This is a genomic window from Rhizobium sp. CAU 1783 (assembly GCF_054551725.1).
The window spans coordinates 543,624-557,268 of sequence record NZ_JBTOLM010000001.1; the positions used below are offsets into that span (position 1 = coordinate 543,624).

Sequence of the window (13,645 nt, forward strand, 5' to 3'; positions counted from 1 at the left end):
GAACCAACAGCCATGCGCCTGCCCGCCACGTCCATTGCCGCCATCGTCTTTCTTACCTTGGTCGCCGTCCCGCCGTCCTTCGCTGAGGACGAACCGGACGTGGACTGCAAGAACCCGATGACGCAGTACGACATGAATGTCTGCTCCGACCGCGATTACAAGGAGGCGGACAAAGCGCTCAACGCGCAGTGGTCCGCGCTGAAGCCGATCGTCAAGGAATGGGACGAGACGCTGAAGTCGGTGGGCATGGTGCCGACGGCCGAGGCTTCGCTCTTGAAGGCGCAGCGCGCCTGGATCGATTATCGCGACGGCCAATGCGACACCGAGGAAGCATCGGTGCAGGGCGGGACCATGGCGCCGACAATCTATTCATCCTGCATGGCCGAGCTGACGCGCAAGCGCACGGAAGAGCTGAAGTCGCTCGCCGAAGGTTTCTGAGGAAGGCACCAGAGCGGATGGGACGACGCATCATGATCGTGGGAAACGGACCGGTGGAGGAGGGGGCTGGCGACAGGATCGACCAGTCCGACCTCGTCATCCGTTTCAACGCGGTGCGCAATTTCCCTTCGGCCGGACGCCGCACCGACGTGGTGGCGGTGTGCAATACCGGCCGCCCGGCCCAGGCCATGCTCGGTTCCGAGGATTGGCTGAACGGGTCGGCGGTGGCGGCCTGCCGGGAAATCTGGTCGGTGCGCGACCCGGCGAAGTTTATTGACCTGCGCCCGCGGCTCGCCCTGTCGCATCCCGAACTCGACGATTTCTGCGATGACCGCACCGAGGACTTCGCCGCCTTCGCCGCGAGCCGGGCCAAGCGCCATCGCGTGATCGCGCGGTCCGTGCACGAGGGGGTGGACGAGGCCCTGGCCGCCTATCGTCCCGAGCCCTATGTCGTGCCGAGCAGCGGCCTGATCGTGGTGGTCCATGTGCTGTCCAGCGAGGCGCGGTCGGACGACGAGGTCGTCGTCGCCGGCTTTACCCATCAGGGGTGGGCTGGGCATCCGTTCTCCGCCGAAAAACGCCTCATCGATGACTTCGTCGCCGCCGGCCGGCTGGCGCGGCTTTCTTCCGCCGATTTGTCCTCCCCCTCCCAAGGAGTCTGAAACCATGCCCTACAAGATGTCCCGCAAGGCCTATGCCTCGATGTTCGGACCGACCACCGGCGACAAGGTCAGGCTCGCTGACACCGAGCTCTTCATCGAGGTCGAGAAGGACTACACCACCTATGGCGACGAGGTGAAGTTCGGGGGTGGCAAGGTCATTCGCGACGGGATGGGGCAGAGCCAGGTGCGCCGCGCCGACGGTGCCGTCGACACGGTCATCACCAATGCGCTGATCCTCGACCACTGGGGGATCGTCAAGGCCGATATCGGCCTGAAGGACGGGCGGATCGTTGCGATCGGCAAGGCCGGCAATCCCGATACCCAGCCGGGCGTCGACATCATCGTCGGTCCGGGCACCGAGGCGATTGCCGGGGAGGGCAAGATCGTCACCGCCGGCGGCATGGACAGCCACATCCACTTCATCTGCCCGCAGCAGATCGAAGAAGCGCTGATGAGCGGCCTCACCACCATGCTCGGCGGGGGCACGGGGCCGGCACACGGGACGCTCGCCACCACCTGCACGCCCGGTCCCTGGCATCTTGCCCGCATGATCGAGGCAGCCGACGCCTTTCCGATGAACCTCGCCTTCGCCGGCAAGGGCAATGCCTCGCTGCCGGGTGCACTCGAGGAAATGGTACTGGCCGGCGCCACTTCGCTCAAGTTGCACGAGGACTGGGGCACGACGCCCGGCGCGATCGACTGCTGCCTCACGGTGGCCGACCAGTATGACGTGCAGGTGATGATCCATACAGACACGCTGAACGAGTCCGGTTTTGTCGAAGACTCGATCAACGCCATCAAGGGCCGGACCATTCACGCTTTCCACACGGAAGGGGCCGGCGGCGGTCATGCGCCCGACATCATCAAGATCTGCGGCCAGATGAACGTAATCCCGTCGTCGACCAATCCGACGCGTCCCTACACGGTCAACACGATCGCCGAGCATCTCGACATGCTGATGGTCTGCCACCACCTTTCGTCATCGATCCCGGAGGACATCGCGTTTGCCGAAAGCCGGATCCGCAAGGAGACGATCGCGGCCGAAGACATCCTGCACGATATCGGCGCCTTTTCGATCATCTCGTCCGACAGCCAGGCCATGGGTCGCGTCGGCGAAGTGGCGATCCGCACCTGGCAGACGGCCGACAAGATGAAGCGCCAGCGCGGGCGCCTTGTCCAGGAGACCGGCGACAACGACAATTTCCGTGTTCGCCGCTACATCGCCAAATACACGATCAACCCGGCGATCGCTCACGGGCTCAGCCATGAGATCGGTTCCGTCGAGATCGGCAAGCGCGCCGACCTGGTCATCTGGAACCCGGCCTTCTTCGGCGTGAAGCCGGACATGGTGTTGCTCGGCGGCATGATCGCGGCGGCGCCGATGGGTGATCCGAACGCCTCGATCCCGACGCCGCAACCGGTGCACTACCGGCCGATGTTCGGCGCCTTCGGCAAGGCCCGCACCAATTCCTCCGTAACCTTCGTCTCCCAGGCCTCGCTCGATGCCGGGCTCGCAAGCCGGCTCGGTGTCGCCAAGCAGTTGGTGGCGGTGAAGAACACCCGCGGCGGGATTTCGAAGAAGTCGATGATCCTCAACGATCTGACGCCGCACGTAGAGGTCGATCCGGAGACCTACGAGGTGCGCGCCGACGGCGAACTGCTCACCTGCGAGCCGGCCAAGGTTCTGCCGATGGCGCAGCGCTACTTCCTCTTCTGATCGGGCGGAGATCTTCGCCGGTCATGCGTATGGTGCAAGGCAGCTATGCGGTCGCTTCGCGGCGGTTTGATGCTGCACTGCACTCCATTTTGGTTTAGTTCTAATTCCCAGAGAGCCGGTCCTATTGCGACAGGGGCGGCCTGTTTTTCATTCCAAGGAGATTTCCATGTTGATCGGCAGAAAAGTACCTGACGTGACCTTCCGCACGCGCGTTCGCGACGAATCCGTCGGAGGCCCGAACCCCTTCCGTTGGCAGGACATGACCTCCGACGACTACTTCAAGGGCAAGCGCGTCATCCTCTTCTCGCTGCCGGGCGCATTCACCCCGACCTGCTCGACCTATCAGCTGCCGGACTTCGAGAAGATGTATCCGGAATTCCAGGCCGAGGGCATCGATGAAATCTACTGCATGTCCGTCAACGACGCCTTCGTCATGAACGCCTGGGCCAAGGGCCAGAACCTGCAGAACGTGAAGGTGATCCCGGACGGTTCCGGCGAGTTCACCCGCAAGATGGGCATGCTGGTCGCCAAGGACAACCTCGGCTTCGGCATGCGTTCGTGGCGTTATGCCGCGATCATCAATGACGGCGTCGTCGAGCAGTGGTTCGAAGAGGAAGGTTATTCCGACAACTGCGAGAGCGATCCCTACGGTGTATCCTCGCCGCAGAACATCATGGAAAAGCTGAAGGAAAAGAAGGCCGCCTGACGGTCTTTCCGACAGTTCGGAACAAGAAGAGGGCCCGGCAAACGCCGGGCCCTTTGTCGTTAACGGCTTTACTTTAGGAGGCGCACATAAAGGGTTGGAAAAAGTTAACGCGCGGCGGACGTTTTTCCGGAACCCACCGGGTGTTCCATTTCGAGCCGAAGCTGCAGCAGACGAAGAAGGCGCTTGCGGATTTTCTAAAGAAACCCGCGCTTTTCTCGCAATAAACGCTGGAAACAGGCGCTTTTTCGTTCGGGCGAATATTGAAATTAGTGCAATCTAAAGTTATGAGGGATTTCCTGTGGATCAATGTAAATCTATTTTCGTAATAACTCGGATTTTAGTCATCGAATTAGGAATTGGCCAATAAAAGCCTCCTATTCCGGTCAGTGCTGCAATAAAGGGGAGCGGCGCGATGGAAGCACTTAGACGATGGATGTCGCTTCAGGTCGATCTCGGCAATTTCGATAGTCGGGAGGCCGTCTACGGATTTGCGCTGAAAATGGCGTTTCGCGCCGTTATTCTCGCGTTTTTCTTCAATATCGCCGTTCTTCCCATATGCTATGCTTTGGGCATCATGCCGCTTGAGGTTGCAGATGCCATAAAGCTTTCGGTTGCCTTCTCGTGGCTGTTCGGCGGGGCGGTATCGGGTGCGCTGGCAATCGTCACCGGCCATGTGATCCACGAACTGACCGTTTCGCGCGCCGAGTTCGAGCGTCTCAGCCGCACCGACATGCTGTCCGGCCTGCTCAACCGACGTGCCTTCAATGCCGCTCTCGCCGAAACCGGCCCGGGGTCGTCGCTGGCAATCCTCGACCTCGACCGGTTCAAGTCCATCAATGACGGTCACGGCCATTGTGCTGGCGACGAGGTGATCAAGGCGGTGGCCGACATCCTTCGGGAGGTTTTTGGCGAGCAGCATCTGATGGCCCGCCTCGGCGGCGAGGAATTCGGCGTCATCATCCGCGGCGGCGGCATCGGGCAGCGCATGGGGCTGGTCGAGCGCGCGCGGGTCCTGATCGAAGCGCGAGCGGTCGTCTGCGAAAACACGGCGATCAGCACGACGGTTTCGGCCGGGATGGCCGAGTTTGAGGCCGGACGTCGTCCCGAAAGCGTCTATTCCGCAGCGGATCGCGCGCTCTACTGCGCGAAAGCAAATGGCCGCAACCGGGTTGTGCATGAGGGCGAGGAGGCGGTTTTGCATGTCGCCCCGGGGGGAGGCATCCCGCCCGCAATCCGGCCGCTCGGGCTGGGGGATGAACCTGCACCGCTTGTCGGTTGAAACTTCCGCCTTGCCGGCTGCCTCATATTTTTGCATGGTTGAAAAGTAACCAGTTCGGAAAAGCCATGCGCCGCGCTACCTCCTATTTCGCCGCCGGAACGTCGGATGAAACCGTCGTCGGTTCTGTCACGCTTGCCCATGATGCGCGCCATCTGAGGCGCAAGTTGCTGCATCTGGAAGACGGCGACATGGTGATGCTCGACCTCAAGGAGCCGGTGCTTTTCGCCGACGGCGACCTCCTCTTACTCGACGATGGGAACGCCGTCGAGATCAAGGCGGCGGAAGAGCGCCTCTTCGCGGTCACGCCCCGCGACGCACGGCATCTCGTCGAACTCGCCTGGCATCTCGGCAACCGGCATCTGGCGGCACAATTCGAGGCTGACCGCATCCTGATCCTGCGCGACCATGTGATCCGCGACATGCTTGTCGGTCTCGGTGCGACGGTTGCCGAGGTGATCGAACCTTTCCAGCCCCTGCGGGGCGCCTATCACGGCCATGGTGGGCACGCTCATGGCGGGCACGGCGACGGCGGCCGTCACGATAATGGCTGACGCGATCGCGACGGCGGGCGGGCAGCAGAGCCTGCTGCGCCTGATGACCTGGCTCTCGCCAGCTTTCCCTGTCGGCGGCTTCGTCTATTCCGGCGGGCTGGAGGCGGCGGTCGATGGCGGTCACCTCGCGGACGGGGATGGGCTGGCGGCATGGCTCTCGACGCTTCTGTCTGCCGGATCCCTGCGCAATGATGCCATCCTGCTTGGCGAGGCCCATCGGGCCTTCGATGATCCCGAGCGGCTCCTGGCCGTGGCCGAACTCGCATCGGCGCTTGCCGGTTCTGCGGAACGCTACAACGAGTCCGTTCGGCAGGGCGACGCCTTCCTCGCGGCCGCTTCGGCCTGGCCGCATGCGGTCCTCGACGTCTTCTCCGCTCAGACAGCCTACAGCGTCGCCGTCGGCGCGGTCGCGGGCGCGCATGGCGTGACGGTCTGCGACACGCTCGCGGCCTATCTGCACGCACAATGTGCGCAGCTCGTCTCGGCGGCGATCCGCCTCGGCCTGATCGGGCAGCGGCAGGGCGTGGCAGTTTTGGCCGGGCTGGAGCCGCTGATCCTGCGCCAGTCACAGGCGCTGTCGGACCTGACGCCCGACGACCTGGGTTCCGCGACGGTGATCGCCGACATGCTGTCGATGCGGCACGAGACCCAATATTCGCGGCTCTTCCAATCGTGAGAGCCGCCTCCACCCCTTAAGACGAAGACAGGAAAAGCGGCATGAAATCCTTGAATGGTCCCTTACGGGTCGGTATCGGCGGGCCGGTCGGTTCGGGCAAGACGGCGCTGACGGAAAAGCTCTGCAAGGCGATGCGGGACGACTACTCGGTCGCGGTCGTCACCAACGACATCTATACGCGCGAGGATGCCGATGCGCTGATCCGCATGCAGGCGCTCTCGTCCGACCGCGTGGTCGGCGTCGAAACCGGTGGCTGTCCACATACGGCGATCCGCGAGGATGCCTCGATCAACCTTCAGGCGATCGCCGATCTCAATGCCCGCATTCCCGACCTCGACGTGGTCTTCATCGAATCGGGGGGCGATAATCTGGCGGCGACCTTCTCGCCGGATCTCGCTGACGTGACGATCTACGTGATCTCGGTCTGTCAGGGAGAGGAGATCCCGCGCAAGGGCGGCCCGGGCATCACGCGCTCGGATCTGCTCGTCATCAACAAGAAGGATCTGGCGCCTTATGTCGGCGTCGATCTTGAGGTGATGAACGGCGATGCGGACCGCATGCGCGCCTCGCGGCCCTTCGTCTTCTCCGACATGAAGCGCGGCGAGGGGGTCGACGAGATTGTCCGGTTCCTCAAGGAAACGGGCGGGCTCTGAGAGCCCGCCCGTTCAAAGCTTCAGGCACTCCGGCCCTGCTCAGATCTGCTTCAGAGCGCTGATGTCGGCGATCTGGATGATGCGGCCACGCACCGTCACGCCGGCGCGGCGGAGCGAGGAGAAGGCACGGGAAAGTGCTTCGGGTGCCAGACCCAGCTTGCCGGCCAGCAGGCTTTTCTGGAAGGGCAGGCGGATCGAGGCGGAACTGCCGTCCTGCGGGCAGTTGTCCAGGAGATAGTGCGCGACGCGCTGGGGCGCCGTCTGCAGGCGGTCGTTGGCGATGCAGTCCATCGTGTTGCGCAGGTGGCTCGACAGGCACTGGATCACGGCCTTCGCCACATCCTTCTCCTGTTCGGCAAGCGCTCGCACCTTGGCCAGTTCGAACCGTGCGACGGTCACGTTCTCGGCAGCCTGCGAATTGTAGAGATAGTGGTCGCCCATGGAGAGCAGGCATTCGGCGAAGGTGTCGCCGGGGCCACAGATGCGGATGTCGGCTTCACGGCCGTCCTTGTTCAGCCGGAAAAGGCGAACATAGCCGCTGAGGACGCAGTAGAAATACTCCGCGCCCTCGCCCTCGCGGAACAGGAGATCGCGCGCCTCATAGTTCATCACGGTGGCGATCTCAAGCATGCGAGAAAGCGCTGTCGCACCGAGAGAAGCCATGAAGGGCGTCTTGAGCAGGGTGTTCTTGTCGCGTGTGTTCAATTTCAAAATCTTGTTCACGGTTTTCACGGCTCCGGATTGCGTTCCGGATGGAGCGCGGTGGCCAGTCTCATCGAAGATCGGTTATGTGTGGCCCGGCAAGGTAGCCTCCGGAACCGACATCCCGCCATCGGTCATCCCGATTGCAAGACACTCGACCCGTCACCCAACCCCGGTGCTCCGTGGCCTGAAAGGTGGGACTACGCTGCCGTCTTCCCGTCTCGCTCCCTGACCAAGAAACAGCCCTCACACGTCACTCGTTCCTCAGCGAATAAAGGATAGGCAAGGGCGAAGTGAGGTGAATTGATTTCGATCAATCACTTTGCGCGGATCATGAATTTTTGGGGGAAATATCGTTGCAGGCAAAGAAAAAGCCGGGCAGGACGCCCGGCTTTACATGGATGAACGATCCGCTCATTCCGCCGCGAGCGGCGGCAGCGGGATAACCTTGCCACCTTCGCCGGTCTTGCGCTGCTGGTCGGGCAGGCGCTTCTCCACGGCGGCCAGGCGTTCCTCGAGCGTCGAGATCGTGTCCTTGTTGTGCTGGGCGATCTCGGTGAGCAGTTCGGGGGACAGGGCCAGCTGTTCCTTTTCCTTCTTGCCGACCATCCGACTGAAGAGCCAGCCGAGCAGGCGCGACAGGTCGTCCATGATCAGGAAGAAGGCCGGCACGACCAGCAGGCTCAGCACCGTCGAGACGATGATGCCGCCGATCACGGCGATCGCCATCGGCGCACGGAAGGATCCGCCTTCGCCGACACCGAGCGCGGACGGCAGCATACCGGCCGACATGGCGATCGAGGTCATGATGATCGGGCGGGCGCGCTTGCGGCCGGCCTCGACCATGGCTTCGACCCGCGCCATGCCCTGATGGCGCATCTCGATCGCGAAATCGACCAGCAGGATGGCGTTCTTCGTCACGATGCCCATCAGCATCAGAATGCCGATCAGGACGGGCATGGAGAGCGGGTTGTTGGTGATCAAAAGGGCCACCGCGACGCCGCCGATGGCGAGCGGCAGCGACAGCAAGATGGTGAAGGGCTGGATCACGTCCTTGAAGAGCAGGATCAGCACGGTCAGCACCAGCATCAGGCCAAGCAGCATCGCGTTGACGAAGCTTTGCTGCATTTCCTTTTGCACCTTGGTGTCGCCGCTTTCCACCAGCTTGACAGAGGCCGGTATCTTGGCCGCATCCACCGCCGCGCGGAAGTCTGCGGATGCGGTGTCGAGCGCCACTCCCTGCGGGAGGTCGGCGCCGATCGACACGACGCGATTGCGGTTGTTGCGGCTGATCGAGGAAACACCTTCCGAATAGTCGATGTCGGCGACGCTCGACAGCGGAACCGTCGCACCGGACGCTGTCTGGATCTTCAGGGCGCGCATCGCCGCAAGGTCGCTACGCAGGTCGAGCGAGGCCTGGACGCGGATCGGGATCTGCCGGTTGTCCAGCGAGATCTTGGTGAGCGCTGCGTCGACGTCGCCGATGGTGGCGACACGCACGGTTTCGGCGATCTGTTGCGGGGTGATGCCGAGCCGGGCAGCCTCGTCCTTGCGCGGACGGATCTGCAGTTCAGGACGGGGCAGGGCGCCGTCTGCGCTGACGTTTGCGAGCGTCGGCACGGTCCGCAACTTGGCTTCCAGGATGGCGGCCGCCTCGTTCAGGTCATCCTCGTTCTTGGAGAGGAAGTTGAACGACAGGTCGCGCTCGCCGCGGTCGTTGAGCTTGAGCACGCGGATGTCGGCGATCGGCTTGAGCTTGGCGAAGACTTCCTGCTCGATCTCCCATTGCGGGCGGGTACGGCCCTCGACCGGCAGTTTGGGGAGGAACTGACCGATCAGCGGTATGCCGCCGATGCCCTTGTTCACCACGGTCTTCAGCAGCGAATGTTCGATGTTGATCAGGTTGAGGGTGACGCTGGCGCGACGAAGCTCCATGTCGCCCTTGGGTGAGGCGCCGCCGAGCACGAAGACACTCTCGACGCCGTCGAGATCCTTGACGGCGTCGTAGATGGCGTCGGTCTTGCGTTCGGTCTCGTCGAGCGTCGCATTCGGCGGAAGCTCGATCGACAGCGTGATGCGGCCGGCGTCTTCCGGCGGCAGGAAGCTGCCCGGAACCTGCGAGAGCAGGGCAAGGGAAGCTGCCAGGAAGACGAAGGCACCGACGAGCGTGGCGTAGCGGGCCGCCCAGTGGGTGGTCGTGGTGCGCACCAGCCGCGTGTAGCCCTTCATGAAGGCGCTGTCGTTGTCGTGATGGTCGTCCATCCCGTCTTCGGCACGCATCAGGTAGGCGGCCATCAGCGGCGTGATGAAGCGTGCGACCATCAGCGAGAAGAAGACCGAGAAGGCAACCGTCAGGCCGAACTGGATGAAGTACTGGCCCGGAATGCCCGGCATGAAGGAGACCGGCACGAAGACCGCGATGATGGTGAAGGTCGTCGCGATAACGGCGAGGCCGATTTCGTCGGCTGCCTCGATCGCCGCGCGGTAGGGCGACTTGCCCATCTTGATGTGGCGGGCGATGTTCTCGATCTCGACGATCGCGTCATCGACCAGAATGCCGGTCGCCAGCGTCAGCGCCAGGAAGCTGACGAGGTTCAGCGAGAAGCCCATCATGTCCATGATCCAGAAGGTGGGGATCGCGGAGAGCGGCAGGGCGATGGCGGAGATCAGCGTGGCGCGCCAGTTGCGCAGGAACAGGAAGACCACGATGACGGCGAGGATGGCGCCTTCGAGCAGCGTGTGCATCGCCGCTTCGTAGTTGCCGTAGGTGAAGTAGACGGCATCGTTGATCAGCTTGATAGACACTTCGGGGTTTTCGGCGCGCACCTGGTCCAGGCTGTGTGCGACGGTTTCCGCGACGGTTACTTCGCTCGCACCCTTGGCGCGATAGACGGCGAAGGTGACGACCGGTTCGCCGTTGTAGCGCGAGAAGGACTTCTGCTCCTCGTAGGTATCCTTGACGGTGCCGAGGTCGCCGAGCTTGACGAAGCGGTTGCCCGGAAGCGCGATGGTGGTATTGGCGAGGCTCTCGACGTCGCGGGCATCGCCCAGCGTGCGGATCGCCTGTTCGGCGCCGGCCACCTGGCCGCGGCCCGAGCCGAGGTCGAGGTTGGTACCGCGCAGCTGACGGTTAAGGTCGGCGGCGGTAATGCCGTAGGCATCGAGGCGGTTGGTGTCGAGCTCAACGCGGATTTCCCGCTCGGCGCCGCCGTAACGGTCGATGCGGCCGATGCCGGCCTGGCCCTGGAGGGCGCGCTTGATCGTGTCGTCGACGAACCAGGAAAGTTCCTCGATGTTCATGTTGGGAGCGGTGACCGCGAAGGTCTGGATGGCGGCCCCCTCGACGTCGATCTTCGAGACAATCGGCTCCTCGACGGAGGCAGGAAGGTCGCCGCGGATGCGGTCGATCGCGTCCTTGACGTCCTGAACCGCCTCGTCGGTCGAAACCTCCATGCGGAACATCACGACCGTCTGCGACTGGCCGTCGGTCACGGTCGAGGAGAGTTCGTCCACGCCGGTGATGCTGGCGACGGCGTCCTCGATCTCCTTGGTGACCTGGGTCTCGAGCTCGGAGGGCGATGCGCCGCTCTGGCTGACGGTGATGGCGACCAGCGGTACGTCGATGTTGGGGAAACGGGTGATCGGCAGCGCGAAGAAAGACTGCAGGCCGACAACCATCAGGAGGAAGAAGGCCAGGATAGGCGCGACCGGATTGCGGATGGACCAGGCGGAGAAATTCATGACGTCATCCCCCTCAGTTCGACACTGCCGTCTCGTCGCGGACCGGGTTGATCCGGTCGCCGTCGCGCACGAAGGCACCGGCCTTAGCGACCACGACATCGCCGGACTTCAGGCCGCTCTTCACCTCGATGAAGGCACCGTCCTGGATACCGGTCTCGATGGCGACCTGCTTCACGACGTTGCCTTCGACCAGACGCGTCGTCGTGCCGTGCTTGTCGGTCGTGATCGCCGAGAGCGGCAGGGCGACGCCTTCGGTCTCGGTCAAGATGATCTCGGCATTGGCATACATGCCGACGCGCGCGCCTTCGTCGTCGTCGATCGCGATATGCACGGCGCCGAGGCGCGTCTGCGGATCGATCACCGGGGAAATGAGGCGGACAGAGCCGGTGAGCGGAGCTGCGCCGCCAGCAACCGTGATCCGGGCCTTCTGGCCATTTCGCATCTTGAGAATGTCCGTCTCGGACACATCGGCGACGAGTTCGAGCTCGCCGTCGCGGATGACGGTGAACATCGGCTCGCCCGCGCCGCTGGCAATCGCGCCGACTTTGGCGTTACGGGCGGCGACCAGTCCGGCGACCGGGCTCTTCACGTCGGTGCGGGCAAGCTTGAGGTCGATTTCGGCTAGCTGGCTTTCGACGACCTTGATGTCTGCCTCGGCGATGACAATCGCCTGCACGGTGCTCTCGACCTTGGCATTGGCGCTGGTCGCTGCGGTCTCGGCCTGGTCGGCGGAGGCTGTCGACAGCGTGCCGTTCTTGGCGAGCGTTTCGGCCCGCTTGAACTGGCGATCGGCCTCGAGGGCGCTCGCCTTGGCGTCCTCAAGCTGGACCTTGTATTGCGCAAGGCCGGCCTCCGCCTTGGCCTTTGTGGCATCGAGCTGGCCCTTCTGCAAAAGCAGGGTGTCGACGTTCAGGCGTGCAACCACGGCCTCGGCACCGATGCGATCGCCGACATCGGCCTGAAGCGAGCTGATCGACAGGCCCTCGACCTGCGGCTGGACATAGATTTCCTCGACGGCCTTGATCGTGCCGGTGGCGACGATCCTGTCCACCAGGGGGCGCATGGTTGCTTCGGTCACCACAATGGCAGGCAGGGCCGGCTTTTCCGGTGTCGCCGGCGCATCCTCTGCGGCTGCGGCGAAGGCAACAATCGAAACGGACAATGCGAGCAATGCGGCAGTAATGTTCGTAGCGCGAACCATGTGTCCCTTCCGAGCGTCTGGACAGAATATCGATTACAATAATAACAGGTGTCGCCGGACGGAAGGGGCCCTGCATGCCGACAGGTCAGAGAGGCCACTTTTGGTCGAACGACGAATTCCATCGACCAATCCGGTCGAAACTTAGTTGGTATCGCCGTCGCCGCTTGCAAGTCCCAAGGGCGATTTAAGCACCTTCGCCCTTTTAAGCTGCTGCGATGCACAAGGCAATGCGTCATTCCTGCAACAATTGTTGCCGTTTGTTGCAAATGCAAAGACGCCCGGACTTTAAGTCCGGGCGTCTCTTTTTCGATCCGACGAACGGCTCTTACTTGAGCGCTTCGTTGGTGATGTCGAGCGTGTAGGCGCCTTCCGGCTCCTTGGTGATGACCGGGTCCGAACCGCCGCCCAAAAGGGTTGCGACGGTGCGCTTGTAGTCGGCCTCGTCGAGCGCGCCCTTGGAACCGGCGGTCAGCTTGGCGACTTCGCCCATCATGCGCTTCTGGTGCACTTCGGTCTGGGCGCCCGATGCGTCGTTTTCGAGAACGATGCCGGCGGCGTCATCCGGGTTTTCCTCGGCCCACTTCCAGCCCTTCATCGAAGCGCGGACGAACTTGACCATCTTTTCCTTGAAGGCCGGGTCCTTGAGCTTATCTTCAAGGACATAGAGGCCATCCTCGAGGGTGGCCACGCCTTCCTTCTCGTACTGGAAGGTGATGAGGTCGTCGGCCTTGATGCCGGCGTCGATGACCTGCCAGTATTCGTTGTAGGTCATGGTCGAGATGCAGGCGGCCTGCTTCTGCAGAAGCGGGTCGACGTTGAAGCCCTGCTTGAGAACGGTCACGCCGTCGGCGCCGCCGGTGGTCGGGATCTTCAGGTGAGCCATCCAGGACAGGAAGGGATATTCGTTGCCGAAGAACCAAACGCCCAGCGTCTTGCCCTTGAAGTCTTCCGGCTTGGTGATGCCGGTTTCCTTGAGGCAGGTCAGCATCATGCCCGAGGACTTGAAGGGCTGGGCGATGTTGACGAGCGGAACGCCCTTTTCGCGGGTCGCGAGAGCCGACGGCATCCAGTCGACGATGACGTCGGCGCCGCCGCCTGCGAGAACCTGCGGCGGAGCGATGTCCGGGCCGCCCGGCTTGATCTCGACGTCAAGGCCTTCTTCCTCGTAGAAGCCCTTGTCCTTGGCGACGTAGTAGCCGGCGAACTGGGCCTGGGTGACCCATTTCAGCTGCAGCGTCACCTTTTCGGCAGCGGCCGCCTGCATGGCCGTCAGCGACACGGCGCCGGCGAGGAGCAGGGATGCGAGTTTCAGTTTCATT

Annotated in this window: 12 protein-coding genes; 8 read left to right on the plus strand and 4 right to left on the minus strand. The window is 63.0% G+C overall.

Annotated features, from left to right (window positions below; all coding sequences use genetic code 11):
- Nucleotides 1-12 precede the first annotated feature (12 nt).
- The 8 genes from ACX93L_RS02425 (at nt 13) to ureG (ending at nt 6,682) form a co-directional block, all read left to right on the plus strand.
- Entirely contained in the window at nt 13-438 is a 426-nt protein-coding gene (locus ACX93L_RS02425; RefSeq protein ID WP_459403356.1) for a lysozyme inhibitor LprI family protein, read from the plus strand.
- Nucleotides 439-470: 32 nt separating this feature from the next.
- On the plus strand, nt 471-1,100 hold the full coding sequence (locus ACX93L_RS02430) for a Urease operon accessory protein (protein ID WP_459403357.1): 630 nt from the start codon (nt 471-473) through the stop codon (nt 1,098-1,100).
- Nucleotides 1,101-1,104: 4 nt separating this feature from the next.
- On the plus strand, nt 1,105-2,817 hold the full coding sequence (ureC, locus tag ACX93L_RS02435) for an urease subunit alpha (RefSeq protein WP_459403358.1): 1,713 nt from the start codon (nt 1,105-1,107) through the stop codon (nt 2,815-2,817).
- A gap of 169 nt (nt 2,818-2,986) precedes the next feature.
- Nucleotides 2,987-3,523, plus strand: coding sequence for a peroxiredoxin (locus ACX93L_RS02440; RefSeq protein WP_169589512.1), 537 nt, complete (start codon nt 2,987-2,989; stop codon nt 3,521-3,523).
- A 412-nt stretch (nt 3,524-3,935) separates the two neighbouring features.
- Entirely contained in the window at nt 3,936-4,802 is an 867-nt protein-coding gene (locus ACX93L_RS02445) for a GGDEF domain-containing protein (protein ID WP_459403359.1), read from the plus strand.
- A 65-nt stretch (nt 4,803-4,867) separates the two neighbouring features.
- Nucleotides 4,868-5,353, plus strand: coding sequence for an urease accessory protein UreE (gene ureE / locus ACX93L_RS02450; protein ID WP_459403360.1), 486 nt, complete (start codon nt 4,868-4,870; stop codon nt 5,351-5,353).
- Nucleotides 5,298-6,029, plus strand: a complete 732-nt coding sequence (locus ACX93L_RS02455; protein WP_459403361.1) for an urease accessory protein UreF — start codon at nt 5,298-5,300, stop codon at nt 6,027-6,029. The genes ureE and ACX93L_RS02455 overlap by 56 nt, the downstream gene beginning before the upstream one ends.
- Nucleotides 6,030-6,070: 41 nt before the next feature.
- A complete protein-coding gene (ureG, locus tag ACX93L_RS02460; protein ID WP_459403362.1) occupies nt 6,071-6,682 on the plus strand; it encodes an urease accessory protein UreG in 612 nt (203 codons plus the stop codon).
- Nucleotides 6,683-6,721: 39 nt separating this feature from the next.
- Here the strand turns inward: ureG and ACX93L_RS02465 are convergent, their stop codons facing one another.
- From ACX93L_RS02465 to ACX93L_RS02480, 4 genes are all read right to left on the minus strand, one after another.
- Complete coding sequence (locus ACX93L_RS02465; RefSeq protein WP_169589516.1) at nt 6,722-7,345, minus strand: Crp/Fnr family transcriptional regulator; 624 nt, start codon at nt 7,343-7,345, stop codon at nt 6,722-6,724.
- 453 nt (nt 7,346-7,798) lie between these two features.
- Complete coding sequence (locus ACX93L_RS02470; protein WP_459403363.1) at nt 7,799-11,125, minus strand: efflux RND transporter permease subunit; 3,327 nt, start codon at nt 11,123-11,125, stop codon at nt 7,799-7,801.
- Between the two features lie 13 nt (nt 11,126-11,138).
- Nucleotides 11,139-12,326, minus strand: coding sequence for an efflux RND transporter periplasmic adaptor subunit (locus tag ACX93L_RS02475; RefSeq protein ID WP_459403364.1), 1,188 nt, complete (start codon nt 12,324-12,326; stop codon nt 11,139-11,141).
- 325 nt (nt 12,327-12,651) lie between these two features.
- A complete protein-coding gene (locus ACX93L_RS02480) occupies nt 12,652-13,644 on the minus strand; it encodes an ABC transporter substrate-binding protein (RefSeq protein WP_169586588.1) in 993 nt (330 codons plus the stop codon).
- Between the last annotated feature and the right edge of the window lies 1 nt (nt 13,645).